Origin of the sequence: Streptomyces sp. NPDC101227 (assembly GCF_044767545.1) — a bacterium.
Classification (GTDB): domain Bacteria; phylum Actinomycetota; class Actinomycetes; order Streptomycetales; family Streptomycetaceae; genus Streptomyces.
Map to the genome: position 1 here is coordinate 146,868 of NZ_JBIWOD010000019.1, position 26,746 is coordinate 173,613.

Genomic DNA, 26,746 nt, shown 5'->3' on the forward strand with positions numbered 1-26,746 from the left:
CGGTCGTCTCAGTCCCGCCCGCCGCCGTGCACCCGGTCGAGTGCCAGCCGCAGCACCAGCGGCCCCGCGGTGTACGCATCGGAGGCGCGTACACCGGCCAGTTCGGCATCGCTCAGGGCCCGCCGGTAGACGCGTACCTCGTCCAGCGCACCGGTGAACTGGGCGCGGCTGTCCAGCTTTTGGCCGAGGTGTACGCCGAAGACCGAGCCGCGACTGACCGACCCCGGGACGTCCGGGACGCTGGTGGTCCCGACGAGGTCCACGGTGAGCAGCAGTCGGCCGCCGGTGCGCCGCAGCGCGAGATGGTGCCAGCGGCCGTCGTTGTACGCGTCCTTGGTCGCCACCTGCGCGGTGACGGTCGGCCGGGCGCCGTCGACGGCGGTGATGTGTGCGGTGATCCGTTTGTTCGCGGGGTCGGCGCTCACCGCGACCTGCGGTGACCGGCTGCCCACGCCGCCCATCCAGAGAATCGGCTGCTCACCGGTGGTGGCGTCGTAGCGGAAGAAGAGGCTGCAGGTGAAGTCGTCGGTGCCGAGGGGGAGCGAGTCGCGGTAGGGGAGGCGTACGGCGTCGTCCTTGCCGTCGAAGGCCAGCGCGCCGCCGAACACGCCGTCGGTGCTGCGGGCGCCGCCCAGTACGAGCGCCGGGCGGGCGCCGGGGGCGTCGTCGCGGGTCGTGGGGTCGGGGGCGCGGCGCGGGCCGAGCCAGTCCTCGGTGAAGCGGGCGAAGCGGATCTCGTCGCGGGCGTCCGCCTTGCCGCCTTCGTAGAGCAGACCGGTGACGTCGGGGGAGATGGCGACCATGTCGGAGTAGCCCGACCAGTCGGTCGTGACCCGTGCGCCCCGGTCGACGCCTTCCCACGTGCGGCCCTCGTCCCAGGAGGAGCGGATGGTCATCGTCCGGCGCCGGTCGGGGTCGGCCGGGGCGGCGAAGAGGGTACGGGTGTGACCGCGGCCGGCGTCGTGGGAGTGGGGCAGGCGCAGCGCCGAGGCCTGCACCATGGGGGCGTACAGATCGGGGATCGCGCGGAACGGAGCGGCGAAGGATTCGCCGCCGTCGCGGCTGACGGCGGCGGTGCGGTGGCCCAGGTCCGTACCGTCCTGTTCGCGGCCGTTGACGTAGATGGAGCCGTCGGAACGCTCCAGGAGCGTCATCTCGGAGGGCTTCTGACGGAACGTGCCGTTCCCGGAGATCGGCCAGGTGTCCAGCGCGCCGACCTTCCAGGTGCGGCCGCCGTCGTCGCTGTGCACCAGTGCCGCGTGGTTCTCGGTGACCCGGCCCTGCGCGTAGCTCTCGGCGTTGATGCCGAAGACCAGACGGCCCGCGTGCCGGCCCCGGGTGAGCTGGATGCCGTGCACGGGCCCGGTGGCGTACCAGGAGTTCCATTGGGGCGGGCGGATGGTGGGGGTCAGGTCCCGGGGTGCGGACCAGGTCGCTCCGTCGTCGTCGCTGTATTGGAGGTGCGGGGTGCGGTCGCAGGGGACATCGCAGCTGAGACCGTCGTTGCGGCCCTTGTTGTACGTCTCGGCGATGACGATGCGGCCGGTGCGGCGGTCCACGATGGGGGCCGGATTGCCGTGGGTGTCGCCGGCGCCGTGGTTGATCACCTGGAGCGGCCCCCAGGTGCGGCCGCCGTCGGTGGACCGCCGGACGACCAGGTCGATGTCGCCCGCGTCGCCGCAGTCGTGCGCCCGGCCCTCGGCGAAGGCGAGGAGGGTGCCGCGCTGCGACTTGACGATGGCCGGTATGCGGAAGCAGGAATAGCCCTGTTCCTGCGCGGCTTTGAAGAGAACCTGCTGGTCGAAGCCGCCCTCGGGGGCCGGAGCCGAAGCGTCCGGGGCGGCCGGGACGGGCGTGGCCTGCGCGGCGGAGGTCGGTAGGAGGGCGAGGACTGCGGTGGTCACCGCGGCGAGAACGGCCGCGGCGCGGCGCCGCCGAGGTCTGCTGCGGGGGCTGGGGTGTGCGCGGAGAACTGACGTCATGGTCCGGCCTGCCCTTTCGGGGTTCGGCGTCGGGTCATCAGGACATCCCACGTCCTATGTGCATCCGCGACGGAAGCTACTGCCGTGTGCGGACCGCGACAAGGAGCCTGCGTCAGTTCTCCGCCGGGGGCCAGGAAATCACTCGCCCGGCCCGCAGGCAGTGCGCCGTGCGGGTCCGCCCCGTCCGCCGCCCCTCACGGCAGCAGCACCACCTTGCCGAGATTGGCCCGCGTCTCGATGATTTCGTGCGCCTTGGCGGCGTCGGCCAGCGGAAGTTCGGCGTGTACGGCGGCCCTCAGCCGTCCCGTCCGGGCCAGCTCCCAAAGCTGTGCCTCGTGCCGATCGTACCGCTCCCGGTGGACGGTGGAAAAGCGCCGCATCGTCAGCCCGGTGATGGTCTTCGAGCCCGCCAGCAGCTCATACGCCGGGACGGTGCCGCCACCGGAGTTGAAGAAGACGAGCCGGCCGCCCTCGGCGGTGGCGGCCAGCGCCCGCGGCAGCAGCTCGCCGCCCACGCCGTCCAGCACGATGTCGGCCGGCTCACCCCATGACTCCTGGTCATACGTCACGACCTCATCGGCCCCGAGCCCGTACAGGAACTCCGCCTTGGCCGCGGAGCTGACGGCGGCCACCACCCGCGGCACCCCCTGGAGCTTGGCCAGTTGGACGGCGAGATGTCCGGTGGCGCTGGCGGCTCCGGTGATCAGTACGGACTCGGTGCCGGCCGGCGCGGCGGTGCTCAGCGCCGCCAGCGCGACCTGGCCGCCGCGTACCAGCGCGACCGCCTGCACGGCGCTCGCCCCGTCCGGGATCCTGGCGGCCAGGACGGCGGGGGCGAGGGCGAGTTCGGCGTAGGAGCCCTTGAAGGTCAGCGAGGTGACGCGGTCGCCCACCGCGAAGCCGGAGACGTCCGGGCCGACGGCGACGACCTCCCCGGCGATCTCGCCGCCGGGTGTGCCGGGCAGCGGATCGCCGCCGCCCTTGCCGTCCCCGCGCACCCGGCGCACACACGGCAGCGTGACGCCGATCGCCTCCGTGCGCACCAGCAGCTCGCCGGGGCCGGGCACCGGGGGCTCGGCCTCCTCGACACGCAGGACCTCCGGGCCGCCGTACGCATGAAATCGGACTCGGCGCATGGGCCGGCACCTCCAGGGGTCGTCGAACGGCGCGCGAAGGTCCGCACGCCGCCCGGTGATTCATTGGGTGTCCCAACAGTAACCGTGAAACGTTGGGAGTGCCAATGGTTTCCGGGTGGTTTTCATTGGTGGCCCCCATGGATTTCCCGCTACGGTGGTGCCATGTCCGACCACCAGCACCCCTACGCCCCCTCCGGTATCCGCGCGCTCCCCAGCTGGCTGCTGGGCCGCGCCGCCGCCCGCGGCCACCGCCTGGTCGCCGATGCCCTCGCTGTCGAAGGCATGCGGATGATGCACCACGCCGTGCTGTCCGCGGTCGCCGAACTCGGCCCCGTATCGCAGGCCGAACTCGGCCGGACGCTGAGCATCGACCCCAAGGACATGGTCGCCATCGTCAACGACCTGCAGAAGGACGGGCTGGTCACCCGCACCCCCGACCCCAAGGACCGGCGCAAGAACGCCATCGAGATCTCGGCCGACGGCGAGCGCAGGCTGCGCCGTACGCAGCAGCTCGGCGACGAGGCCAATGCGGAGCTGACCGCCACTCTGACCCCGGCGGAGCGGGAGCAGTTGGTCGCCCTGCTGACCAGGATCGCGCTGCCGGAGTAGGGAAGGGCGCCGCCGGGCGAGGACGGCTATGGACGGGCCGGTCTGCCGATCCGCGGGCGCATCGCCTCAGCCCGTGGTGGCCGCCGAACCCAGGGCGAGGCGGTGCTCGCCCGCGTACACGTTCATGGAGCTGCCGCGCAGGAAGCCGACGAGGGTCAGTCCGGTCTCGGCGGCCAGATCGACGGCGAGCGAGGACGGCGCGGAGACCGCCGCCAGCACCGGGATGCCCGCCATGACGGCCTTCTGCGCCAGCTCGAAGGACGCCCGGCCGGAGACCATCAGGACGCAGGACGACAGCGGCAACAGCCCCTGCTGGAGTGCGCGTCCGACGATCTTGTCGACGGCGTTGTGGCGTCCTACGTCCTCCCGTATGTCGAGCAGCTCGCCGTCCGCCGTGAACAGCGCCGCGGCATGCAGCCCCCCGGTCCGCTCGAACACCCGCTGGGCGGCCCGCAGCCGGTCGGGGAGGGCGGCGAGGGTCGCCGGCTCGATGCGGACGGGGGTGCCGGGGGAGTCGTCCAGCTTCCAGCGTGCCTGGGTGCGTACCGCGTCCAGGCTGGCCTTGCCGCACAGCCCGCAGGAGGACGTCGTATAGACGTTGCGCTCCAGGGTGATCTCCGGGACCGGCACTCCGTCCGCGAGCCGGACATCGACGACGTTGTAGGTATTGCTCCCGTCCTCCGTCGCCCCCGCGCAGTACACGATGTTCGCGAGATCGTCGGCGGCGGCCATTACACCCTCGCTGACGAGGAAGCCGGCGGCGAGCGCGAAGTCGTCACCGGGCGTGCGCATGGTGATCGCCAGCGGCTTGCCGTTGAGGCGTATCTCCAGCGGCTCCTCGGCGACGAGGGTGTCCGGTCGGGTGCTCACGGCACCGTCGCGGATACGGATCACCTTGCGTCGCTCCGTGACTCGTCCCATGTCCGATCAGTCCCGTCCTCGCCGGTGGTGCTCAGTCCCGGTTCCGCGTGCCGGTGGCCGAAAGCGGCCCTTGATGCGGAGGTTGCCGACCGGCCGCCCTCTCATGGGAGTTGGGGGCCGCGGTGATCGCGTCCGTGACCCACGTCACCAGGCAGCTCCGTGTGGTGCGGCGCGCGCTCGGTAGACTGTAGACGATAACCAATTGCGTGCCCATGTGCCCGTGCCACATCACGCCCGCTCGCCGTTCCGCCTTCCGTGCCGATTCCGCTCCCGTACCGCTTTCCGTACGCGTCCACAGAGGGGGACCTCGATGCTGTCCACAGGGCTACCGCAGGGAGCCGTGCCGAAGCTCGAACGACCCGGCCCGCTGCGCGAGCGCGTCTATGAAGCGCTGCTCGAGCTGATCACCACCCGTGCGCTGCGCCCCGGCCAGCATCTGGTCGAAAGCGAGCTCGCCGGTCACCTCGGGGTCTCCCGGCAGCCGGTCCGCGAGGCGCTGCAGCGGCTGAACACCGACGGATGGGTGGACCTGCGCCCGGCCCAGGGTGCCTTTGTGCACGAGCCGACCGAGGAGGAGGCGGACCAGCTGCTGACGGTCCGTACGCTGCTGGAGGCGGAGGCGGCCCGGCTCGCGGCGGCCAACGCCGGGTCGGCCGGCATCGGGGAGCTGGAGGAGCTGTGCGCCACGGGGGAGCGCGCCGTACTGGACGACGATGTGGAGGGCGCGGTGGCGACCAATGCCGCGTTCCACGCGAAGGTGATGGAGCTGGCCGGCAATGCGGTGCTCGCGGAGCTGGCCGCGCAGGTCGGGCGGCGGGTGCGCTGGTACTACACGCCGGTGGCCCGGCAGCGCGGCAAGCAGTCGTGGACCGAGCACCGCGCGCTGATCGCCGCGATCGCCGACCGGGACGAGGCACGGGCCACCGAGGTGATGCGGGCGCACACCGAGCACACCCGCCGCACCTACCACGAGCGCGAGCGCTCCTGAGGTACGCCGGTACCGGCGGAGCGGTGGGGCGGCGGCGCCCACCCCTCGTTCCGATCCGCGAGACCAGCCCCGCCACCGCACCCCCATCCGGGTAATGTGCACCCGATCACGCACTATGCGGCACCACGAACGCTGCGCGACCACAAACGATGCACGACCACGAACGCAACACCTTCACCACCACGGCACCGACCACGAATGGCGAGACGCATATGAGCGAGGGGACCGCACCTTCCGCGGGCGAGGCGGCCGCGGTCGCCGACCAGGCGGCCCGCGAGCGGCTGAGCTATCTGCGGAGCAGCATCGACAACCTCGACGCCGCGCTGGTGCACCTGCTCGCCGAGCGCTTCAAGTGCACCCAGCAGGTCGGCGAACTCAAGGCGCGGCACAGCCTGCCGCCCGCCGACCCGGCTCGGGAGGCCGCCCAGATCGAGCGGCTGCGCAGGCTGGCCGAGGACGCCCGGCTGGATCCGGCGTTCGCGGAGAAGTTCCTGAACTTCATCATCGATGAGGTCGTCCGGCATCACCGCGCGATCGCCGACGGAACGCTGGGCCTCCACGGCGGGCCGTCCGGGGGCTGAGCCGCGCGGACGGCTTTTGCGGCCGCTACGGCCTTCACGGCCTCTTCGGCGGCGCCGGATCACTCCCCGCGCCGCCTCAGATCATTTCGCGGCTGATCGGCCGGGGATTGGGCGTCACATCGCGCATCCTGGTGCGCCCCGGCTGGTGCAGGAACAGGGCCAGTGCGGCCGCCACCATCGAGACGCCGCCGGCGAGCGCGTAGGCGCCGTTGTACCCCCAGGCGTCGACGACCATGGATCCCAGTCCGCCGCCGAAGAGGCCGCTGATCAGTTTTCCGCTGTAGACCAGCCCGTAATTGGTGGCGTTGTAGTTCTCGCCGAAGTAGTCCGGGGTCAGGGCCGCGAACATCGGGTAGAAGGCGCCGCCGCCGAATCCCGAGAGGAAGGCGAAGAACAGGAACAGCCATTCGCTGTGGATCTCGCCGGCCCAGATCACGCCGAATTGCGCCAGACCCAGTACGACGATGACGAACACCAGGGTCAGCTTTCGGCCCCACAGGTCGGACAGCCAGCCGACCACCGCCCGCCCGACGCCGTTGACGACGGACATCACGCCCATCGACGAGGCGGCGACCAGCGGGCCGAAGCCGACTTCCTTGGCGAAGTCCACCTGGAAGGAAATCCCGAAGATGGAAACGCCGGCGGTCATGACGACGGTGATCCACATCAGCGGGAGCATGCCGGTCCGAATGGCTTCCCCGGGCGTGAACTGCCGTACCGCGGGCGGGTTCTTGGCCAGGCTCGCGGCACTCTTCCTGTTGCCGGCGTGGCGAGGGGGCTCGCCCCGGCTCGCGCCGCGCCGGGAGCTGGGGAACGGGCCGATGCCGGCGGGCCACCAGTTCTTCGGCGGGTCCTTGAAGAACCAGGCGCAGACGCCCACCACGAGCAGGACGTAGACGCCTATGAGGTCCAGCACCCCGGCGAAATTGCCGGTGTCGAAGGCGTAGTTGAAGACGAAGATGAAGGGCAGCGCGCCATAGGCGAAACCGCCGTTCACAAATCCCGTCTTCGCCCCGCGCCGCTCGGGGAACCATTTGCCGACCATATTGATGCAGGTGGCGTAGATGAGGCCGGAGCCCAGGCCGCCGACCACGCCGAAGCCGCAGATGGCCAGGAAGACATCGTCCAGATGGGCCAGGGCCGCAAAGCCGACGAGGCAGAGCGCCGACCCCAGGAACATGGCGTTGCGGGCGGTCAGTATTCCCCGCTCGCGCAGCCAGCCGGCGGGGAAGGCGATGCCGGCCTGGAAGAACACCCAGACGCTCAGGATCCAGAAGGTGTTGCTCTGGGTCCAGCCGTGGGCCTGCGAGAGGGTGTCCTCGGCCGAACCGTATGCGTACTCCGAAACGCTGATGGCCATCATCGCGATCCACGGCAGATACACCATCAACTTGCGGGAATGGCCGAGCAGATCCCGGTCCGTCTCGCCGATTCGGTAGACACGGCCCTTGGCGTCCGTGACTTCCCGGAACGCGACCACCCTCGCATGCCGTTCCTTCTCTGTGCTCATCTCATCCCCTTGGAATTCCCCTAGGAATCGCAAGAACCCGGTCGGCGCGCACCCTGTCCGATCTCTTCGTGATCCCGGAGAGCGGCCGGGTCAGCTCAGCAACCCGGCCGCCCGCGCCCAGCGGTATTTCGCACCGAGCGCCGCCACCGGCTTCTCGGTGGTGTAGGGGTAGGCCACGACGCCCCGCTCGAAGAGGTACGCGGCGGCCTCCTCGACCTCGGTGTCCCCGGCGAGCGAGGCGACCACGGGCTTCTCGATGCCGCGCGCCCGGAACTCCTCGACGACCCGCGCCGTCAGCTTCGCGAAGACCATCGGCGGGGTCACGATGGTGTGCCAGTAGCCCAGCACCAGCGCATGGATCCGCGGGTCCGACATGCCCAGCCGGATGGTGGCCTCGTACGTGGACGGCGGCTCGCCGCCGGTGATGTCCACGGGGTTGCCGGCCGCGCCGAACGGCGGGATGAAGCGGCGGAAGGCGGCGTCCAGGTCCTCGGGAATGTCCATGAGCCGAAGGCCGTTGTCGACGACGGCGTCCGAGAGCAGGACGCCGGAGCCGCCGGCGCCGGTGATGATGACGACGTTGTCGCCCTTGGGGATGGGCAGTACGGGCAGCGCCCGCGCGTATTCCAGCATGTCGTTCAGGCCCGGCGCCCGGATGACGCCGGCCTGCCGCAGGATGTCGTCGTAGACCGCGTCATCACCGGCCAGCGCCCCGGTGTGGGAGCCCGCGGCCCTCGCCCCGGCGCCGGTCCGGCCCGCCTTCAGCACCACGATCGGCTTCTTGCGTACGGTCTCCCGCGCGGCCTCGACGAACGCCCGCCCGTCCTTGAGGTCCTCCAGATGCATGGCGATGCAACGGGTGTGGGGATCCTCGCCGAAGTAGGTGAGGAGGTCGTCCTCGTCCACGTCCGACTTGTTGCCGAGCCCGACGATCGCCGAGACGCCGGTCCGGGTGGTCCGCGCGAAGCCGAGGATCGCCATCCCGATGCCGCCGGACTGCGAGGTCAGCGCCACCCCGCCCTTGACGTCGTACGGCGTGCAGAACGTCGCGCACAGGTCCTGCCAGGGGGAGTAGTAGCCGTAGATGTTCGGCCCCAGCAGCCGCACCCCGTACTCCTCGCCGATGGCCACGATCCGCTCCTGCAGGGCGTGTTCACCTGTCTCCGCGAAGCCGGAGGGGATCAGGACGGCGTTCGGGATGCCCTTGCGGCCGACCTCCTCCAGCGCCGCGGGGACGAGGGGCGCGGGGATGGCGAAGACCGCCACATCCACCTCTCCCGGCACGTCCATCACCGACGTGTACGCCTTGCGGCCGAGAATGTCATCGGCCCTGGGATGCACCGGATGGATTTCCCCGGGGAACCCGCCCTCGAGGAGATTGCGCATCACCGAATTCCCGATCTTGCCCGGCTCATTGGAGGCGCCGATGACCGCTACCGACCGAGGCTGCATCAGCCGGCGCATCGCGGCGAGGATCTCGTCCCGGGAATGCCTGCGGCGCTCCGCCACCGCCCCCTTGCTCAGCAGGATGCGGACATCCGCGGCCCGCACCCCCTCCGGCGAGGCGAACACCGGATTGAGGTCCACCTCCGCGATCTCCGGGTGTTCCGCGGCGAGTTGGGACGCGCGGACGATGAGGTCGGCCAGCGCGGCACGGTCCACGGGCGGCGCGCCCCGCGCCCCGCGCAGTATCTCCGCCGCCCGGATGCCGTCCAGCATCGAAGCCGCGTCGTGCACCGAGGCCGGCGCGAGGCGGAAGGTGACGTCCTTGAGGACCTCGACCAGCACCCCGCCGAGCCCGAACGCCACGATCTTCCCGAAGGTCGGATCGGTGACCGTCCCGACGATCACCTCCTGCCCGTCGGGCACCATCTGCTGCACCTGGACACCGGCGATCGCCGCCTTCGGGTCATACGCCCTCGCGTTCCGCACGATCGCGGTGAACGCGCCCCGGACCTCGGCCGCCGAGCCCAGCCCGACCCGTACACCGCCCGCATCCGTCTTGTGCAGGATGTCCGGCGAGACGATCTTCAGCGCGACCGGGAACCCGATCCGGTCGGCGAGCGCCACCGCGTCATCGGCGCACTCCGCAAGGCCCTCGGCCGGGGTGGGAATGCCGTACGCATCCGCGATCAGCTTGCCCTCGGGGGCGGTCAGCGCCGTCCGCCCCTCGGCCCGCGCGGCCGCCAGCACGGCCCGTACGGCCTCCTGCCGGCCCGGCGCATCCCGCATCGGACTCGTCGGACGCACCGCCGGATCCCCCTTCAGGTCCCTCCCCGGATGCGCCATCAGATGACCCCGTTCGCCTTGAGCAGCCGCAGTTCCTCGTCATCCAGCCCCAGCTCGCGCACGTACACCTCTTCGTTGTGCTCGCCCAGCAGCGGCGAACGGTCGACCTCGACGGGGGAGTCGGACAGCTTCAGCGGCGATCCGACGGTGGTGAAGGCCCCGCGCTCGGGATGCTCGACGGTCACGACCATCTCGTTGGCGGCCAGCGAGGCGTCCTCGACGATCTCCTTCGTCGAAAGGATCGGCCCGCAGGGGATGTTGTGGGCATTCAGCCGCTCCAGCACCTCCCACTTGGGCAGCGTGCGGCTCCACTCCTCGATCAGCTGGAACATCTTCGCGAGCTTGGGCAGCCTGGACTCCGGCGTCGCCCAGTCCGGGTCCTCGGCCAGCTCCGGCCGCCCGATCAGCGCGGTCAGCGGCCGCCAGCCGACCGGCTGCACGATGACGTACACGTAGTCGTTGGGGCCGCCGGGCGCACACCGCACCGCCCACCCCGGCTGCCCGCCGCCGCTGGCATTACCGCTGCGCGGCACCTCGTCGCCGAAGCTCTCGTTCGGATACTCCGCCAACGGCCCGTGCTTCAGCCGCTGTTGGTCGCGCAGCTTGACCCGGCACAGGTTCAGCACCGCATGCTGCATCGCCACATTGACCCGCTGTCCACGGCCGGTACGCTCGCGCTGGAAGAGCGCAGCCAGAATCCCGGCGACGCAGTGCACACCGGTCCCCGAGTCGCCGATCTGCGCCCCGGTCGCCAGCGGCGGCCCGTCCTCGAAGCCGGTCGTCGCCATCGCCCCGCCCATCGCCTGCGCGACCACCTCGTACGCCTTGAAGGCGGTGTACGGGCCGTCGCCGAAGCCCTTGATCGAGGCGTAGACGATCCCCGGGTTGATCTCCCGGATGCGGTCCCAGGTGAAACCCATCCGGTCCACCGCGCCGGGACCGAAGTTCTCCACCAGGACGTCGCTGCGCCGGATCAGTTCGGTCAGCAGTTCCTTGCCGCGCTCGGTCTTGGTGTTGAGGGTGATGCTGCGCTTGTTGCAGTTGAGCATCGTGAAGTAGAGGGAGTCGACGTCCGGGAGGTCGCGCAGCTGCCTGCGCGTGATGTCACCGGTGGTTGCCTCCAGCTTGATGACGTCCGCGCCGAGCCAGGCGAGCAGCTGGGTGGCGGACGGACCGGACTGTACGTGGGTCATGTCGAGGACACGGATGCCGTCGAGGGCCTTGGTCATGGCCGTCAGCTCCTCACTTGTACATGGTCTGGTTCATGGTCCCGGGGGCGTACGCGTCCGGATCGACCCACACATTGATCAGCGAGGGCTTGCCGGACTCGCGGGCCCGGCGCAGCGCGGGGCCGATGTCGGCGGGGTCGCGGACCTCCTCGCCGTAACCGCCCAGCATCTGCGCGAACTTGTCGTAGCGGACGTCGCCGAGGGTGTTGCCGACCCGCTCGCGCTCCTCGCCGTACTTCGCCTTCTGGCCGTAACGGATCTGGTTCATCGACGAGTTGTTGCCCACGATCCCGACGAACGGCAGGTCGTAACGGACGAGGGTCTCGAAGTCCCAGCCCGTGAGCGAGAAGGCGCCGTCGCCGAACAGGGCGACCACCTCCTTGTCGGGCCGGGCCTGCTTGGCCGCGAGGACGAAGGGGATGCCCACACCGAGCGTGCCGAGCGGGCCCGGGTCCATCCAGTGGCCCGGCGATTTCGGCTGGACGACCTGCCCGGAGAAGGTGACGATGTCGCCGCCGTCACCGATATAGACGGAGTCCTCGGTCAGGAAGTCATTGATCTCGCTGACCAGGCGGTACGGGTGGATCGGGGCGGCGTCCGAACGCAGCTGCGGCAGCCGCTTCTCGACGGCGGTCCGCTCCGCGGCCCGTAGCTCCTCCAGCCACTCCTTGCGCTTGCCGGCGCCGCCGTTGAGCTGCCCGGACGCGGCTTCGGCAACGGCCGCCAGCACCAGCCCCGCATCGCCCACGATGCCCAGGTCGACGTCCCGGTTCTTGCCCACCGTCCGGTAGTCCAGGTCGATCTGGACGACGGTCGCGGCGGGGGAGAGGCGCTTGCCGTAGCCCATCCGGAAGTCGAAGGGCGTGCCGACGATCACGATCAGGTCGGCGTGCGCGAAGGCGTAACGGCGGGAGAGCTGGAAGTGGTGGGGATCGCCGGGCGGCAGCGTGCCACGGCCCGCGCCGTTCATGTACGCGGGGACGTCGAGGGCCCGTACGAGCTCGGTCGCCGCGCCCGTGGCCCGGGTCGTCCACACCTGACTGCCCAGCAGAATCGCCGGCTTCTCGGACCGTACGAGGAGATCGGCGAGCTTCTGTACGGCCTCCGGGTCACCGGCCGACCGGGTCGAGGCGCGGTAGTGCCCCGCCCGCGGCACCCGCGCCGTCTCCCGGGGCACCCTGGCGTCCAGCACGTCCCGGGGGATCTCCAGGAACGACGGGCCCGGCGCGCCGTGATAGCACTCGCGGAACGCCATGGAGACCATGTCGGCGGCCCGCGCGGTGTCCGGCACGGTGGCGGCGAACTTGGTGATCGGCGTCATCATGTCGACGTGCGGCAGGTCCTGCAGCGACCCCATCTTGTGCTGGCTGCGCGCGCCCTGCCCGCCGATCAGCAGCATCGGGGACTCGGCGCGCAAGGCGTTGGCGACGCCGGTGACCGCGTCCGTGGTTCCGGGACCCGCGGTGACCACCGCGCAGCCCGGCTTGCCGGTGATCCGGGCATAGCCGTCCGCGGCGTGCGCGGCGACCTGCTCATGGCGTACGTCCACCACGTCGATGCCCTCGTCGACGCAGCCGTCATAGATGTCGATGATGTGGCCGCCGCAGAGGGTGTAGATGACGTCGACCCCCTCCGCCTTGAGCGCCTTGGCGACCAAGTGCCCACCGGAGATGAGGTCTTGGGCATCCTCGGGCATGGGGCATCGCTTCCCTTCATAGGGGTGTCGGCAGGGGTGCGTACGGACCGGTCCGCCGACTTCGCGGCAGATTGCATACAGTCGACGAATACTGTATGAACCCGTTATCCCTCATCGGATCGCCGATGTCCAGAGGGCGCACGGCGATCAGGTCAAGGAGCAGCGGCCGCGGGCCCCGTCCGGACACCGGGCCAGGCAACTCTCCGACGGGCTGGGCGTGTTGTTCTCCGCGCTCCGCACGGCACGGCCACACGGCATCCGCGGCACCGGCCGTCGGTGGCCTCCTCCCGGTGGTCCCGCCGCCCGCGCCGAGTGACACTCGCCATACCTGACGCCGGACCGTCCCACGCACCGCCCCGCACCACTACCGTCCAGTAACACGGTTCCCCCGGGAGCCGCCCGAGCGCCACCACCCTGCCCCTCCGGCCGTGCACCGAGAGCGGAGACACCGATGGCACCGACCCCCGAAGCCCACTCCACCCCCACCCTCACCCTCAAACCCGGTACGTCCTGGCAGGACGCCTGGCAGCGCAGCCTGGCCGCCGCCCCCGAGGCGTTCCGCGACGACCATGTCCTCAACCTCTGGGCCGCCGCATGGCACCAGGACGGCGCCCCGCTGCCCGCCACCAGCCCGGTGGACGGCACCCCCATCGTCGGCCCGCCCCGACTCGACGCGGACGCCGCGCGCCGCGCCGTACGCGCCTCCCTCGACCAGCACCGCGACTGGCGCCACGTCCCGCTCCCCGAACGCAAGGCGCGCATCTCCGCCACCCTCGACGCCCTCACCGAACACCGCGAGCTCCTCGCCCTCCTCCTCGTCTGGGAGATCGGCAAGCCCTGGAAGCTCGCCCAGGCCGACGTCGACCGCGCCATCGACGGGGTCCGCTGGTACGTCACCGAGATCGACCGCATGCTCACCGACCGGTCGCCGCTTCCCGGCCCGGTCAGCAATATCGCCAGCTGGAACTACCCGATGTCGGTCCTGATCCACGCGATGCTCGTCCAGGCCCTGGCCGGCAACGCCGTGATCGCCAAGACCCCGACCGACGGCGGCCTGGCCTGCCTCACCCTCGCCTGCGCCCTCGCGGCCCGCGAGGGCGTCCCGGCCACCCTCGTCAGCGGCAGCGGCGGGGAGCTGTCCCCGGCGCTCGTCGGCTCACCGGAGATCGGCTGTGTCTCCTTCGTCGGCGGCCGCGACACCGGCGCCCGGGTCGCCACCGCCGTCACCGACCTCGGCAAACGCCACATCCTCGAACAAGAAGGCCTCAACACCTGGGCCATCTGGAACTACACCGACTGGGACGCCCTCACCCCCCTGCTCCACAAGACCTTCGACTACGCCAAACAGCGGTGCACCGCCTACCCCCGCTTCGTCGTCCAGCGCGAGGCGTTCGCCGACTTCCTCGCCGCCTACCTCCCGGCCGTACGCGGCGTCCGCTTCGGCCACCCACTGGCCGTGGCCGCCCCCGACGACCCCCTCCCCACCCTCGACTTCGGCCCCCTCATCAACGCCGCCAAGGCCAAGGAACTCGCCGACCTGGCCACGGAGGCCATCTCCCGCGGCGCCGTCCCCCTCCACCGCGGCGACCTGTCCACGGGGTGGTTCCTCCCCTCCCAGGACACCTCCGCCTACCTCCCGCCCACCACTCTCCTGGCCCCGCCCCCGTCCTCCCCCCTCCACCACGCCGAGCCCTTCGGCCCGGTCGACACCATCGTCCTCGTCGACACCGAGGCCGAACTCCTCGCCGCCATGAACGCCAGCAACGGCGCCCTGGTCGCCACCCTCTCCACCGACGACCCCGACACCTACGCCCGGCTGGCCCCCCAGATCCGCGCCTTCAAGGTCGGCCACGGCAAGCCCCGCTCCCGCGGCGACCGCGAGGAACTCTTCGGCGGCTTCGGCAACTCCTGGAGCGGCGCCTTCGTGGGCGGCGAACTCCTCGTACGAGCGGTGACCGAGGGCCCCGCGTCCGAGCGCCTGCCGGGCAATTTCCCCGACTACCACCTGATGCCCTAGCCACCGTCACCGGCGCGTCCCGCCTCCCCCGCCCCCTGTACCCCCTTACCCAATTCCCTGCCGATCGGGGCAGCAGGCGAACCGCCGCTCGGCCGCGGTCGGCACCGTACGCTCCACCGCCTGGAGCAGGAGCGCGCGGTGCCGCACCAACGGCTCCCGCCGCCCCGCCGGCGCCAGCAGCAGAAGATCATCGACCCCCGCCAACAGCCGCCGTGTCATCTGGGGACTGCCCACCGACGACTCCCGGATCTCCGACATCCCCAGATCCACCAGATCGCCCCACGTCGGCCCGCCCTGCGTCAGCCGCACCACACCCCGCCGGTCCCGGTGGTGCACCGCCCCGAGCGGCCGGTGCACCACCGCCGCCAGGATCTGCACCATCCGGTCCAGACACTGCACCGCCGTCGTCGGATCGTTCACCGCCGGCGACAGTGCCCGCAGCGCGATATCCGACAGCTGCCGCAGCCCTAGCCCCAGATCCTGGTGAAACGTCCGCTCCACCCCCACCGACACCGCGTAACGCAGCGCCCGCCGCGACGGCACCGCCCCGCCGTGCACCGCCAGCACCGGCGTCCCCGGCATCACGAAATCCCCGATCCGCGGAATCAGCCGCAACACCACCCCGTGCCGCCGCGCCACCCGCACCAGCCGCGCCACACGCACATCCAGCAACACCCCGGCCGGCCCCTGATACGCCACCCGCCCCCGCTCCGCCGGCACCGCCACCCCGCCGGGCCCCCCGACTCCGTCCCGCTCTTCGCCCTGGCCCTCGCTCCGCGCCAGCATCCGAAACGTCTCCCGGGCAATCCGGTCCACCACCGGCCCCACCTGCATCAGCCGCAGGGTCGCCGACACATACGCAATGAACAGCAACAAGCTCAACGCCACCAGCGCCATGGTCAGCAGGCTCTGCACCACGGGCACCGAGGTGACCTGCCGCACATCGCTCTCGCTCTCGTACGACGTCAGCACCAGCAGCGAGAACAAGAACGTCGCCAGAAAGACGGTGAGCGTGGCCTTGCTGATCCGGCTACGGACGAAGATCCGCACCACCCGAGGCGTCATCTGCCCACTCGCCATCTGCACCGCCACCAGCGAAATGCTGAAGACGACACCAATGAACGTCATCATCGCCGAGCTGATCGTCGTCACGATCGTCCTGGCGTCCTCGGCGATCGAGATCAGCTCCCTGACCTCGTCATACGCCCTCGCCTCCTGCAACGCCGACACAATCTCCGCATCGGCCGCCAGCGCCCCCACCCACAGCAGAACCACACACGCCAGCCCCACCGTCGGCGCGAACCAGAACGTGTCCCGCAGATGCTCCCGCAACGACGACCGCACCCGCGGCCGACGCGGCCTCCAGAGCTGAGCGAGATGTCCCTCATTACCCATAAGGTGAGGTTATGCCCCGCACGGATACGCAGGTGAAAGGCACTCCGAAACCTTGGTATTGTTGTCCATGTCGCCGCGGGGAACGCCCCGCGAAGATCACACCTAGTCCGGGTGGCGGAATGGCAGACGCGCTAGCTTGAGGTGCTAGTGCCCTTTATCGGGCGTGGGGGTTCAAGTCCCCCCTCGGACACAGATAACAGATCGTACGGATCATATGTACACGCAAAACAGGGTCGTGACTCCACAGTCACGACCCTGTTTTGCATGTCGACGTGGAGGATGATTCCGAAGCCCTCGTAGAGGGGGTGCTTGCGCTCGGGCTCGGCGGCGAGTAGCCGGTCGGTCATCGAGCCGAGCTCGGTGACCATGTGCGCGATCTGGGCCGAGGTGGGGATCTCGGGCTGGGCGGTGGTCGCCGCGAGGACATCTTGTTGTGCCGAGGTTTTCTGGGTCTGGGTCTCGTTGATCCATTTGCTGACGAGCTGCGGGTCGGCTCCGGCGTCGAGCGCCGCCTGGTACTGGGTGAGGCGGTCGCAATCAGTGATCGTCTTCCGGGCTGTCACTGCCGCCGCATCGACGGGGATCGCGGAGCCGGCCTGCGTTTCCTGTATGGCGCGGAGAGCGGCAGTGAGCTGTCCCGGGGCGAAGGATTTCGCGATCCACTTGTCCAGCTCCGGCAGGATGATCTCCTCGCGGGGCTGCCTGGCACGCGAAGCCTCGGGATCCTGGTGGTCCTCGGTGGAGACACAGCCGTAGCAGGCGAAGCGCATCCGGCTGGCTCGCGTTTCTTGTTGTCCGCCCCGGTTGCGGCCCTTTTGGTCAACCCATGCCGTGGGGGACTGTTGGCTTGGCTGGTGGATCGAGATGGATGGGGTGCCGTCATGATTGACACCTTCTTGGGCTGGGTGCCGTGGCTCATCGACTCCCTGGCAGCGGGTGGCCGTCCGAATGGGTGACGCCGGCCTTGACGGTACGGTGGCTGATGCTACGGAGCCCCGATAGCGAGGGCGTGATTCGCTACCGGTTGGGCCGTGCCGATGCTCCGGTTGCGCGGCGCCGGGGGCTGTTCACCGGCGGCAGGGGCGAATGGGGGCGAGTGAATGCAGGCGGAGCCGGTGTCGTTCCTTCAGTTCATCGGGGTGAACTGGCCGGACATCAATGAGGATAAAGTCCGCGAATTCGGGTCCCATGTGCGGGATTTCGCGCACCCACAAGGAATCCACGTCCGTGGTCAAGCAGTTGGAGGACGTGTATCAGGGCGCGTCGTATGAGGCGTTGCTGGCCAAGTGGGGCCAGATGTCCGACAGTCACATGACGGAGCTGGTCAACGCCTGTCATGTGGTGGTCGACGCGCTGGATATCGCGGCGGACACGATCGTGGCGATGAAGGTGGAGGCGATCGCTGAACTGACCGTACTGGCCATCACCTTCATTGCCGACCAGGCTGCGGCCGTCGCGACCCTCGGCATCGCGGAGGCGGCCGAAGCGCTTTCGCGCGGAGGGCAAGTTCTCGGTGGGCACCAGCGATGGGATGAGATCATGACCAGGGTGGGCGATGGCTGTATCGACCCCGAAACTCCCATCCGTGTCGATGTTTTTGGCGGGGATGAGAACCCACGTCAGGGGAGTAGCGTCTATGTCACTCGTCCGGTCTTCGGATCCTGATTTTCGCGTGTGCCAGGTCAGCTTCGGGGATCTGCTCGAACTGCAGTCGCGGGCAGAGAGGGAAGGATGGGCAACACGGTGGCCCTCCGAGGCGTCTCTCCGTGGGCAGGTGAAGGAGGCTTCCGTATTCCTCTGCACTCTATTGCGGGAGGAGCGAAATGGTGAAGTCCGCTCCTATCGGTGCCTCGTTCTACTCCGGACGGCAAAGGGGGATGCCGCAGGCGGCGTGACCACGATTGACATCGCTCCAGAGGTGCTCGCGTCGATGGAGAGAATTGATCGAGATCCGCAGGTTCGAAAGGCGCTTGCGGGAATGTTCTCCATAGCCTCGGGAGGCATCTCCATGGTCTCGAAAGGCTGAGTTCATCCGTCGCTTCCAGATGAACTCCATGTGCTCAAACGGATGTGTGGATAAGCGCGCTCGCGGACCTTCACGGAGGTGGAGGTAACGAAGTGTCCCGACGCGGTTGAACTCGCCCATGCGCCGTTCTTCGGTGTGCGGTGAAGTAATTCCACCGTTGCGGCAACAGCTATGAGAGGGACGGAAGTTGGGGCTGCGCGGTCAAGGCGTCATCTCATTTGGCTGACTTGGGCCAGAGTGCGGGCCGAGCTCCACCGTCTGGTCCTCGGCGAGCTCGGTGCCCGTGGCGAGTCGAACTGGTTCCGCTGAGCGATCGACTTGGTGAACGTGCGGGCCTGAAACGGGGGGCCTAACGGGTCCGAATCCTGCTGCACGGACCACCACCACGAGACGCTCGGGTAGGACAGCGGCGCGGGACGGGTGGTGGTCGTCGAGGTTGCGCCGGCGTCAGCTCAGTACATCCGGACATGTGGCACCCGATACGAGCATTCGGGCAGACAGCGGCCTACACCCGGGCTGACGAGGTAACCCGAGCGGCTGGCCTTCCGGACCACACAGTGCTCGGCCACCCGCGCGCGCCGCTCCAGCGCCCCAGACCGTGGCCGGCCTTACGGACTGGCCGCGCGGGCGAGCCACAACGATCGGGGGCCGGGCATGACCGTCCCCCCAGCGCCCCCGCCGGCCTCGCATCCCTCGCCCGCTGTCCCGCTGCCGAGCCGGCGGAGCTGCCTCCTGGGCGCTTCGACACCGCACCTGGGCCGTGAGCTCTACCGGAGCACATGGGGAGGCCGGCACGAGCTGCTGTATTCGGAGGAGCTGGGCCGGTGGTCGGCAGGTCGGCAGATCGGCGGATCGCGGCCACGTAGTCACGGCGGCGGGGGAGGGCCGAAGGGGCTGGGCCGGTGACCCCCGAAGTCCGTTCCTGCGATCGTTGCGGTCCTTCTTTGGGCTCGGGCCTGAACTCACCTCTATCTAACACCACTTGGGCATCATCCGTTGCTCCGTATCCGCCGTGCCCTTTACGTTGGGCGCGTTTGAATCCGGTTCCATCCCCGCTCAGCAGGCGGGATGCGGAAGGAAACCCCCCATGCTCAGACGAATATCCCTACGGACCGCGGCGGCCGCCTGCCTGGCCGTCGCGGCGCTGACCGGCACCACGGCCGCCGCGACCGCGGCACCGGGCACCCCGGACCACTCCCCGCAGCCCCGACGTACCCAGCAGGTCGAGTACTTCACGGGACCCGGCGGCCATCCTCGGCACACCACCGTCCCCGCCCCCAAGCCGCTCTCCCGGTCCGCAAAGGCGGCGATCGCAGCCACTGACGGAGATGTCACCCCGATCGTGCAGAACGGCCCCGTGGGCGACAAGCTCGACGTCGTCTTCATCGGGGACGGTTACACCGCCACCCAGCAGGAGGACTTCCACGCCGACGTCCGCGCCAAATGGGCCAAGATATCCGCGGTCGAGCCGTATGCCTCGTACACCGGCCTGTTCAACGTGTGGGCCGTCGATGCGGTGTCCAACGACTCCGGTGTCTCCGGTGACCCGACCAACGACGTGGTCCGCGACACCGCGCTGAACTCGGCCTTCTTCTGCGACGGCACCGAACGCCTGCTCTGCGTCGACACCGGCAAGGTCGAGGCGTACGCCTCCAAGGCCCCGGCCGCCGACCTCGTCGTCGTCCTGTCGAACTCCACCAAGTACGGAGGCGCAGGCTACAACGACATCTCCTCACAGGTCGGTTACGACGGGATCGCCACCGCCTCGTCCGACAACGACCGGTCCGACCAGATCGCGGTGCACGAGACCGGTCACTCGCTCGGCAAGCTCGCCGACGAGTACGACTACGGCGAGTCCGGCACCTACTCCGGCCCCGAGCCGACCGAGACCAACCTCACCACCCTCTCCGCCGACCAGATGACCGCCCAGCGGCAGAAGTGGTACCGCTGGCTCGGCCAGGAGTCGCCGGACGGCGGCACGGTCGGTGCGTACGAGGGTGGCGGCTACTACCAGTACGGGCTGAACCGGCCCACCGAGAACTCGATCATGCGCTCGCTCGGCCGGGAGTTCAACCTCCCCGGCCGCGAGGCGATGATTGCCGCCTTCTACCGCCATGCGAGCGTACTGAGCAGCCCGGTCGCCACCGACCGCGCGCTGCGTCGTGGGGATCGCATCAGGGTCTCGCTGCCCACCTCCGCACGGGTGAAGTGGTATGTCGACGGTCGCGAGCATAAGGCCGCGCGCGGCCGGACCGCCGTCGTTCCGCGTGCTCTCGGCGTCCTTGCGGACGGCTACAGCCACACCGTGACCGCCCGCGCCACCGACCGCACGGACGCGGTGCGCCACCCGGCGGTGCGCAAGCTGCTGTCCGGGAAGTTGAGTTGGCGGATCGCCCCCTGAACGGACAGTGACCCGTCCCGGCCGCCGGGGCATGGACGGCGCCGGAGGGACTTCGCCGGGAGGAGCCGGTGCTCGGCCTTCTTGTGCTCCATGTGTCCTGGGGGTTCCCACGCATCGCGGTGGTGCAGCCGAAGGAGACGTCCTCGACGTCCAGAAGTACCTCGTATGTGGATTGCCTGTTCCAGATCCGGCGGCCGGTGTGGCGGGGGTCAGTTGTCGACGTACTTGCGCAACACGGCTTGGTAGTCGGCGAATTCGGGCTCGGTGTGGAGCTCGTCGGTGCCCTTCTTGAGGTAGACGAACCCCGGGCAGTCGGGCTTCGCGGTGCCGCGCAGCCGCTCGCTGCCGACCTCCTTGCCCGTCCTGGCCTCGTACACGGTGACGTCGTACACGCCGCGGTACAGCTTGATGGTGTCCGTCGTGAACTTGCAGTCGGTCAGGAACTCGCCCTCGTCGGGGGTGTCCAGGCAGGCGATGAGCTGGACCCGGTGTGGGTCGAGCTTGTTTCCGCTCCAGTAGTCCGCCGTGCCGGAGGCCGGGAAGGCCGGACGGGGGGAGCCGGACTCGCTGATGGTGAACATCGCGATCGGGTGCGGGCCCGCGCCCGCGTGGTCGGCCGCCTGCGGGAAGTACTTGCGGGCCATGCCGCTGCCGCAGCCGGACTCGAAGTCGGAGACGCGGCTCAGCGCTTTGTCGCCGGCCTTCGGCTCGAACATCACCCAGTAGGCGCCGTAGCCGACCGCCGCCACCATGAACACCGCTGTCAGCCGGAGGAACAGCGTCCGCCGCCTGCGCTGTTCCGGCCGCAGGTCCTGCACCGCGCCGACCCTGCGCCTGCTTCCCAGGACGTATCCGAGGTAAACGACCGGGGCGGCCGCCACCACGGCGAACAGGACGCCGACCGGCGGATTGCCGCCCTGGAAGGCGATCACCGAGAAGATCACCGCGATGCCGATGAGCAGGACTATCAGCTTGGCCATGAACACATCTTTCCGTGGGTACCAACAGCGAGCCCGAAGGCCACCGACGACAGGCGAGTTCGCCCCGGCGTTCTGTACCGAGGGGTCGTGTTCGGACGTTCTCCGGGGGCTGATCATGCAGCTGGCGCGGTGAAGGATTCTTCCCGGCGATCTGCGGTATGCCGGTCGTGCCCGGCCATCAGGTCGTCCAGGTTCGAGGTGGTGAACTCCATCGGAACCGCGGTGCCATGGCGTTGCAGCGGTCTTCGGAGGCTCGGAGACAGCCCCTGACCTGGGCAAGGCCGGCGAGGGGACCGGGCGCCGCCCGAGGACGGCGCCCGATGGAAACGTCCCGGCTCAGGACAGCATGTTGACCTTGTACTGCATGACCCGGTAGTTCCTCGGGTCGTACCACTGGCTGACGACGATGTGGAAGTTGCCGAACGTCGAGCCCGGGATGACGAACCCGCCGTACGGGCTGGCGACGAGGTTGGCCACTTCCTGCCCCGGGCTGCAGGGCAGGATCATCGTCTGCTCCAGCGTCCTGGTCAGGTCCGAGGTCGGAAGCGGGAAGACCATCGCCCGGATCGACAGCGGGTTCATGTTCAGCCAGGTGAGGACGTACTTGCCATCCATGGCGCGGAAGCAGATCTCGCCCCACTTGCGGGTGCCGAAGACAGTCGTCGGGGGCGCGCCCCACCGCCAGTCGCCGTCGGCGTAGCCCCACGGTTCGTAGGCGTCCGCGTTGCCGAGGCTGTCCTTCCGTACCCGGTGCAGCAACATCCCTGATTCCACGTCACGGTTGAAGACCGTGGACAGGACGTAGCAGTAGTCGCCCTCGGCCACCGCGTAGGTCTTCTGCTGGAACTGGCCGCCGTGCAGGTCACCTGGCCACTGGCACAGGTATTCCCAGGTCTCACCGTTGTCGGTGGAGCGCCAGAAGTCCGTGTGGTGGGTGTCGTAGATGACACCGCGCATGAGATGCATGTACATGACGCCGTCCACGACGAAAACGTCGGACGGGATAGCCGTCGTGGCCTTGTCGCCGACCGGGCTGTGCGGCTCGTCGACAAGGCTGTTGGCGTGGTCGCCGCCGACGCTTCCGTCGATACGCAGGTTGTTCAGGTCCGCGCTGCTGGAGCGCAGGCCGACCGGGGCGCGCCAGTCGTCGGCGGGCTCGCCCGGCTGCGGTACGTGGTCGCCGTTGAAGGTGTCGCCGCCGACGAACAGCATGGTGCCGTCCGGGCACCGCGCGGGGATGCCGAGGTCGGTCCACGGCGAGGCGAACGGGCCGGTCTCGACCGGGCCGCTCAGGTTCTTGATCTTGGTCGCGAGGGTGGGGCTGGTCGGGTCGCCCGGCCCGCCGGCCATCGCCACCTCGGTACCCGAACCGACGACCCCCGCCCCTATGGCGACGCCGACGCCGATCTTGAGGAACTTACGGCGGGAGTGCCCGCCGGTCGTCGAATCCTTCTCGTCCGATGGACGCGTCATCCCATCAATGCCTTTCATCGGTGGAAAACGACCGACGCTGGGCGGTCTGCCTGCATCGGACAGCGTCGACGCTAACCACGGCCGATGAAATGGCGATGACATGACGATGGCCTCGCTGATGGGCATGCCGGAGTCTGCGGGAAGAATGTGCATGGCGCGCCGGCTGGACGGGCGGGTGGCAACACGTGCATATCCGGGATGGATCCAGATATCCGCTGCCGTAGCCACCCGAAGGATCGCGCTCGCAGAAGTCGACCAGCAGTGGACGGGCGCGAGAGGGGTGCGGGGAGGCATACCGAGTGAGACCACAGAGCAACCTGCCGCGAAGTTCTAGGTGATGTTCCCGCACCTGGACGAGCGGCAGCGACGTCTGGTGGCGGGAGCCGAGGCCCGGTTGCTGGGGCACGGCGGGATCCGAGCTGTGGCGTCGGCGGCTGGATTGAGCGAAGGTACGGTCCGCCAAGGCGTGTACGAGCTGGAAGCGGCGAGGTACCACTTGGACGGGTGCGGCGCCCCGGTGGCGGGCGGAAGAAGGCCGCCGAGGTGGACCGAAGGTTCCACCCGGCCCTGCTCGCTCTCGTCGAACCGGACACGCGGGGCGACCCGATGTCACCGTTGCGCTGGACCACAAAGTCCACCGGAAAGCTTGCTGAGGAGTTGGCGGCTGCTCCTGGAGACGTTTCTGGAGGCGGCCGAGGATGCGGGCGTACCGAGACGTCCCCACTGGCATGACTGAGGTACTTGGCGGCCGTCGAACCCAATAGCCCGGCACCGACGACCACGACCCGCCGCACCGGCGAAGCCGCCATCTCCTGGCGTAACCCCATAGACCAGAAGTAACCGTAAATTCCAGGATGAAACAACGGGAACAAATGGCACCTAAGAGAGTGTTCTGTAGCCCTTCGTTCGTTTCCAACTCAAATTTGCCTTTGGGGCGGCCAATACCTAATGCCCGTTGAGTGAAAGGTGCCCCGACTTCTACGCGGCGATCGGCGACCGGGCCAGTTCCCGGGCTTCATCCGATAGATCGATCAGTGTGGAGTGCACTCACTCACGCCCACAGCGCACGGCGGCTGCAGGGAGCTGCAAGAACCGAAACCGAACAAAATTCATACAAGACGAGCGGACCCTTGAATGCATATGGAAGAGGGGTTTGTGGGAATAGCATGGGGGCCGGCAGGGAGGAGAGCTCGCCGATGCGACTCTCTTCAGTGGACCTGCCCTACCCACCTTGCACGGGTGCTGTGGCTTCTTCGATTCGGCGAAAGCATTAGACGACAGGCGGTGAGCTCATGGGGCGGTTCCAAACGGCTGGCACAGCAGCGCATTCCTCTGCAACGATCGAGGCCCAGATCAGCGATGCCCAATATCACCTGGGCGGGAAACTCGCCAACATTCTGGACAAGTACGGCCCAGGGCCTCGCGTTCACTATCACATCGGGCTATTCGGCCCGGAGCGTCTCGATACCACCGTCGATATCACACTACTGAAGCATCGCATTGTCGCAGCCCAAGAGGCACTGATCGCGCGGGCGGCTCAGGTCTGGGACGCAGACGCGGTGCTACGCGGCGAGATAGTCGACGTCGGTACGGGGCTGGGCGGCGGGGCGATCTACTGGGCTCAGCACCATGCGGCCATCGTCCATGCGCTTACGAATGTCGCCTCCCATATCCCGCTGATCGACCGGTTCGCCGCAGCGGCCGGGGTCGAGGGCCGAGTTCGCCCGATCCTGGCAGACGCACGTGAGATTCCCACCAGCCTATCCGTCGATGCAGCAGTAGCCATGGAGAGTATGTGCTACATGCCGCGTGAGGACGTCATTTCACGGCTCGGTGGGATTGTCCGGCCCGGCGGCTGGCTGTGCATTCAGGACGTTTTCCTGCAGCGACCGGAGTGGGGAACGGCATTCGACGCCTACTGGAAGACGTCCATTGGTACGGCCAATGAATACGTCGACGCCGCCCGTCGGGCCGGATTCGCTCTGGACCGCAATGAGGACGTTACCGCCGAGACCACCGAGTTCTGGGTGCAGAGCATGGCCTGGGCTGAGGCCAGGATTATGACCCTTCCCCCAGATGCTGCCGAACGCGAACGGCTTGCCCAGTCAGTACGCTGGCACGCCAATTTCTTCCGGGCGTGGCTGGATGGCGGGATCCAGGTACGGATCTTGAGATTCCGTAAAACCGACCTCGGACCCCATTCTCATGGGCGAGCGCCCCAGTGAACAGCGGTCCGGTGTCTGGTCGACAGCCTGCGTGGACAGCGAACCGCGTGCTGTTTCGACCCGCACCCCTGGAGCTCTGGTGAAGAGTCCTCCGGTTCCAATCGGTGGCCACTCCGAAGAGGTTCAGCCATCGTGAAACAATTCCAAGGAGCGTGCACTATGACCGAGACGGAACAGAAAAGTCATGGCAGCACCTTCCCGCAACTGAAGGCGCCGTTCCCCAGCCGCATCAGTCCTCATGCCGCTCAGGCCGAGGCCGGAGTCCTGGCATGGGCTCGCCGGTTTGGACTGATGACATCGGAGGCGGCAGTCCGACGGTTCGAGGGAGTCCACGCTGGAGATCTGGCAGCTCGCACGTACTCGACGGCCGGTCCTGCCGAACTCCAACTGGTCACCGACTGGTTGGGGTGGATGTTTTTGTTCGATGACCAGGGCGACGAGGGTGAGCGTGGCCGGGACCCCCGGAAATGGGCAACACTGATGGCGCCCTTCCACGCCGTATTGGCCGACACTCACGTAATGGCCCAAAGGACGCCGTCACTCGCGCTGGCGCTCGCTGATCTGCTCAACCGTTCCGAAGAGGGCATGCCTCAGTCCTGGTGTGCACGATTGCGCCGTCATGTTCGGACCTACATAGATTCCTATGAGGACGAAGCCGCAAACCGCGCGCAGCAAACGCCTCCCACCCTGGCTCAGTACATCCCACACCGCCGCGCCTCGGGGGCCATGTACATCGTTTACGACCTCGCGGAGTCGGTCGTCAACGCCGAGGTACCACTTGAGCTATATCAAAGTCGTGAGTACCAGGATCTGCTGGTTGCCGCGATCGATGCAGTCTGCTGGCAAAACGACATTGCTTCAACGCGCAAGGAAGAAGCGCGTGGGGATGTCCACAATCTTGTGATTGTTCTCCGTGCGGCGATCAAGTGTTCCTTGCAAGAGGCCGTTGAACGTGCGGTGGATATGACAAACGTCCGGATGGCGGGATACGTCGAGTCACGCAGATTGATGGACCACCTTCTGGCCGCCGGCGGATTCTCCCCAGGCTGCCAAGAAGAGGTCCGTTGCTGCCTGGGAAGCTATGAGGACTGGATGCGCGGACATATCGAATGGTGGTCTTACACCGCCCGATACACCGACATCGTCCACACCGAGCCCGGCACGGCGCCCGAGTACATCGAACCACTTCTGACGTGACTGCCTGTATTTCTTGCGGATGGCGGGGTGGGTAGCGGCGACCTGGTCGAGCAGGTGGATGCCGGCCGCGGAGTCCTGCGGCGATGCCGAG

19 protein-coding genes, 1 tRNA gene and 2 pseudogenes are annotated in these 26,746 nt (G+C 68.7%); 12 read left to right on the forward strand and 10 right to left on the reverse strand.

All coding sequences use genetic code 11. From position 1 onward, the window contains the following. Window positions 1-8 precede the first annotated feature (8 nt). Window positions 9-1,982 carry an exo-alpha-sialidase gene (locus tag ACIRPT_RS33565; protein WP_403834129.1) on the reverse strand — a complete coding sequence of 658 codons (1,974 nt, stop codon included), beginning with the start codon at window positions 1,980-1,982 and terminating at the stop codon, window positions 9-11. A 194-nt stretch (window positions 1,983-2,176) separates the two neighbouring features. Then, window positions 2,177-3,118, reverse strand: a complete 942-nt coding sequence (locus ACIRPT_RS33570) for a zinc-binding alcohol dehydrogenase family protein (protein ID WP_403497565.1) — start codon at window positions 3,116-3,118, stop codon at window positions 2,177-2,179. Window positions 3,119-3,280: 162 nt separating this feature from the next. Between ACIRPT_RS33570 and ACIRPT_RS33575 the strand changes: the two genes are divergently transcribed. Beyond that, window positions 3,281-3,727: a MarR family winged helix-turn-helix transcriptional regulator gene (locus ACIRPT_RS33575; protein WP_403834132.1), complete on the forward strand. Its 447-nt coding sequence runs from the start codon at window positions 3,281-3,283 to the stop codon at window positions 3,725-3,727. 66 nt (window positions 3,728-3,793) lie between these two features. On the opposite strand, the gene fdhD is transcribed toward ACIRPT_RS33575, so the two are convergent. After that, window positions 3,794-4,648: a formate dehydrogenase accessory sulfurtransferase FdhD gene (gene fdhD / locus ACIRPT_RS33580; RefSeq protein WP_403834134.1), complete on the reverse strand. Its 855-nt coding sequence runs from the start codon at window positions 4,646-4,648 to the stop codon at window positions 3,794-3,796. A 310-nt stretch (window positions 4,649-4,958) separates the two neighbouring features. Between fdhD and ACIRPT_RS33585 the strand changes: the two genes are divergently transcribed. Further along, the gene (locus ACIRPT_RS33585; RefSeq protein WP_403834137.1) at window positions 4,959-5,636 is read left to right on the forward strand and encodes a GntR family transcriptional regulator; all 678 of its coding nucleotides are present in this window, start codon (window positions 4,959-4,961) and stop codon (window positions 5,634-5,636) included. Between the two features lie 212 nt (window positions 5,637-5,848). Continuing rightward, the gene (locus ACIRPT_RS33590) at window positions 5,849-6,217 is read left to right on the forward strand and encodes a chorismate mutase (RefSeq protein ID WP_403834219.1); all 369 of its coding nucleotides are present in this window, start codon (window positions 5,849-5,851) and stop codon (window positions 6,215-6,217) included. A gap of 76 nt (window positions 6,218-6,293) precedes the next feature. On the opposite strand, the gene ACIRPT_RS33595 is transcribed toward ACIRPT_RS33590, so the two are convergent. The 4 genes from ACIRPT_RS33595 to ACIRPT_RS33610 all read right to left on the reverse strand — a co-directional run bounded on the left by ACIRPT_RS33595 (window position 6,294) and on the right by ACIRPT_RS33610 (window position 12,941). Next, entirely contained in the window at window positions 6,294-7,727 is a 1,434-nt protein-coding gene (locus ACIRPT_RS33595; RefSeq protein WP_403834139.1) for an OFA family MFS transporter, read from the reverse strand. 90 nt (window positions 7,728-7,817) lie between these two features. Continuing rightward, window positions 7,818-9,959 (reverse strand): acetate--CoA ligase family protein, encoded by a 2,142-nt coding sequence (locus tag ACIRPT_RS33600; protein WP_403834221.1) that lies wholly within the window; start codon window positions 9,957-9,959, stop codon window positions 7,818-7,820. A gap of 56 nt (window positions 9,960-10,015) precedes the next feature. Next, on the reverse strand, window positions 10,016-11,245 hold the full coding sequence (frc, locus tag ACIRPT_RS33605) for a formyl-CoA transferase (protein WP_403497578.1): 1,230 nt from the start codon (window positions 11,243-11,245) through the stop codon (window positions 10,016-10,018). Window positions 11,246-11,258: 13 nt separating this feature from the next. Beyond that, window positions 11,259-12,941, reverse strand: a complete 1,683-nt coding sequence (locus ACIRPT_RS33610; RefSeq protein WP_403834141.1) for a thiamine pyrophosphate-binding protein — start codon at window positions 12,939-12,941, stop codon at window positions 11,259-11,261. Window positions 12,942-13,392: 451 nt separating this feature from the next. On the opposite strand from ACIRPT_RS33610, the gene ACIRPT_RS33615 reads away from it, so the two are divergent. Further along, on the forward strand, window positions 13,393-14,958 hold the full coding sequence (locus ACIRPT_RS33615; protein ID WP_403834144.1) for an aldehyde dehydrogenase family protein: 1,566 nt from the start codon (window positions 13,393-13,395) through the stop codon (window positions 14,956-14,958). A 45-nt stretch (window positions 14,959-15,003) separates the two neighbouring features. Here the strand turns inward: ACIRPT_RS33615 and ACIRPT_RS33620 are convergent, their stop codons facing one another. Continuing rightward, window positions 15,004-16,353 (reverse strand): DUF2254 domain-containing protein, encoded by a 1,350-nt coding sequence (locus ACIRPT_RS33620; protein WP_403834146.1) that lies wholly within the window; start codon window positions 16,351-16,353, stop codon window positions 15,004-15,006. A gap of 105 nt (window positions 16,354-16,458) precedes the next feature. Between ACIRPT_RS33620 and ACIRPT_RS33625 the strand changes: the two genes are divergently transcribed. The 5 genes and pseudogenes from ACIRPT_RS33625 (at window position 16,459) to ACIRPT_RS33645 (ending at window position 20,780) form a co-directional block, all read left to right on the forward strand. Beyond that, window positions 16,459-16,543 (forward strand) — tRNA-Leu (locus tag ACIRPT_RS33625). Between the two features lie 178 nt (window positions 16,544-16,721). Beyond that, entirely contained in the window at window positions 16,722-17,309 is a 588-nt protein-coding gene (locus ACIRPT_RS33630) for a hypothetical protein (RefSeq protein ID WP_403834148.1), read from the forward strand. A 271-nt stretch (window positions 17,310-17,580) separates the two neighbouring features. After that, on the forward strand, window positions 17,581-18,018 hold the full coding sequence (locus tag ACIRPT_RS33635; protein ID WP_403834151.1) for a hypothetical protein: 438 nt from the start codon (window positions 17,581-17,583) through the stop codon (window positions 18,016-18,018). Window positions 18,019-18,568: 550 nt separating this feature from the next. Continuing rightward, window positions 18,569-18,755, forward strand: a pseudogene (locus ACIRPT_RS33640) (IS5/IS1182 family transposase); the annotation flags it as partial. Between the two features lie 711 nt (window positions 18,756-19,466). Then, window positions 19,467-20,780 (forward strand): M64 family metallopeptidase, encoded by a 1,314-nt coding sequence (locus tag ACIRPT_RS33645; protein ID WP_403834154.1) that lies wholly within the window; start codon window positions 19,467-19,469, stop codon window positions 20,778-20,780. A 209-nt stretch (window positions 20,781-20,989) separates the two neighbouring features. Here the strand turns inward: ACIRPT_RS33645 and ACIRPT_RS33650 are convergent, their stop codons facing one another. Together ACIRPT_RS33650 and ACIRPT_RS33655 are read right to left on the reverse strand one after the other, a co-directional pair. After that, window positions 20,990-21,760: a hypothetical protein gene (locus ACIRPT_RS33650; RefSeq protein WP_403834156.1), complete on the reverse strand. Its 771-nt coding sequence runs from the start codon at window positions 21,758-21,760 to the stop codon at window positions 20,990-20,992. A gap of 336 nt (window positions 21,761-22,096) precedes the next feature. After that, window positions 22,097-23,233, reverse strand: a complete 1,137-nt coding sequence (locus ACIRPT_RS33655; RefSeq protein ID WP_403834159.1) for a DUF4185 domain-containing protein — start codon at window positions 23,231-23,233, stop codon at window positions 22,097-22,099. 337 nt (window positions 23,234-23,570) lie between these two features. Here ACIRPT_RS33655 and ACIRPT_RS33660 point away from each other — a divergent pair. The 3 genes and pseudogenes from ACIRPT_RS33660 to ACIRPT_RS33670 all read left to right on the forward strand — a co-directional run. Beyond that, window positions 23,571-23,893 (forward strand): annotated as a pseudogene (locus ACIRPT_RS33660) (ISAzo13 family transposase); the annotation flags it as partial. Window positions 23,894-24,525: 632 nt separating this feature from the next. Continuing rightward, on the forward strand, window positions 24,526-25,458 hold the full coding sequence (locus ACIRPT_RS33665; protein WP_403834161.1) for an SAM-dependent methyltransferase: 933 nt from the start codon (window positions 24,526-24,528) through the stop codon (window positions 25,456-25,458). Between the two features lie 159 nt (window positions 25,459-25,617). Then, on the forward strand, window positions 25,618-26,655 hold the full coding sequence (locus ACIRPT_RS33670) for a hypothetical protein (RefSeq protein WP_403834163.1): 1,038 nt from the start codon (window positions 25,618-25,620) through the stop codon (window positions 26,653-26,655). Window positions 26,656-26,746 lie beyond the last annotated feature (91 nt).

Coding starts and splice junctions, on each gene's coding strand:
- ACIRPT_RS33565 (WP_403834129.1), bottom strand. CDS start 1,982: ATGACGTCAGTTCTCCGCGCACACCCCAGCCCCCGCAGCAGACCTCGG.
- ACIRPT_RS33570 (WP_403497565.1), bottom strand. CDS start 3,118: ATGCGCCGAGTCCGATTTCATGCGTACGGCGGCCCGGAGGTCCTGCGT.
- ACIRPT_RS33575 (WP_403834132.1), top strand. CDS start 3,281: ATGTCCGACCACCAGCACCCCTACGCCCCCTCCGGTATCCGCGCGCTC.
- fdhD (WP_403834134.1), bottom strand. CDS start 4,648: ATGGGACGAGTCACGGAGCGACGCAAGGTGATCCGTATCCGCGACGGT.
- ACIRPT_RS33585 (WP_403834137.1), top strand. CDS start 4,959: ATGCTGTCCACAGGGCTACCGCAGGGAGCCGTGCCGAAGCTCGAACGA.
- ACIRPT_RS33590 (WP_403834219.1), top strand. CDS start 5,849: ATGAGCGAGGGGACCGCACCTTCCGCGGGCGAGGCGGCCGCGGTCGCC.
- ACIRPT_RS33595 (WP_403834139.1), bottom strand. CDS start 7,727: ATGAGCACAGAGAAGGAACGGCATGCGAGGGTGGTCGCGTTCCGGGAA.
- ACIRPT_RS33600 (WP_403834221.1), bottom strand. CDS start 9,959: ATGCGGGATGCGCCGGGCCGGCAGGAGGCCGTACGGGCCGTGCTGGCG.
- frc (WP_403497578.1), bottom strand. CDS start 11,245: ATGACCAAGGCCCTCGACGGCATCCGTGTCCTCGACATGACCCACGTA.
- ACIRPT_RS33610 (WP_403834141.1), bottom strand. CDS start 12,941: ATGCCCGAGGATGCCCAAGACCTCATCTCCGGTGGGCACTTGGTCGCC.
- ACIRPT_RS33615 (WP_403834144.1), top strand. CDS start 13,393: ATGGCACCGACCCCCGAAGCCCACTCCACCCCCACCCTCACCCTCAAA.
- ACIRPT_RS33620 (WP_403834146.1), bottom strand. CDS start 16,353: ATGGGTAATGAGGGACATCTCGCTCAGCTCTGGAGGCCGCGTCGGCCG.
- ACIRPT_RS33645 (WP_403834154.1), top strand. CDS start 19,467: ATGCTCAGACGAATATCCCTACGGACCGCGGCGGCCGCCTGCCTGGCC.
- ACIRPT_RS33650 (WP_403834156.1), bottom strand. CDS start 21,760: ATGGCCAAGCTGATAGTCCTGCTCATCGGCATCGCGGTGATCTTCTCG.
- ACIRPT_RS33655 (WP_403834159.1), bottom strand. CDS start 23,233: ATGACGCGTCCATCGGACGAGAAGGATTCGACGACCGGCGGGCACTCC.
- ACIRPT_RS33665 (WP_403834161.1), top strand. CDS start 24,526: ATGGGGCGGTTCCAAACGGCTGGCACAGCAGCGCATTCCTCTGCAACG.
- ACIRPT_RS33670 (WP_403834163.1), top strand. CDS start 25,618: ATGACCGAGACGGAACAGAAAAGTCATGGCAGCACCTTCCCGCAACTG.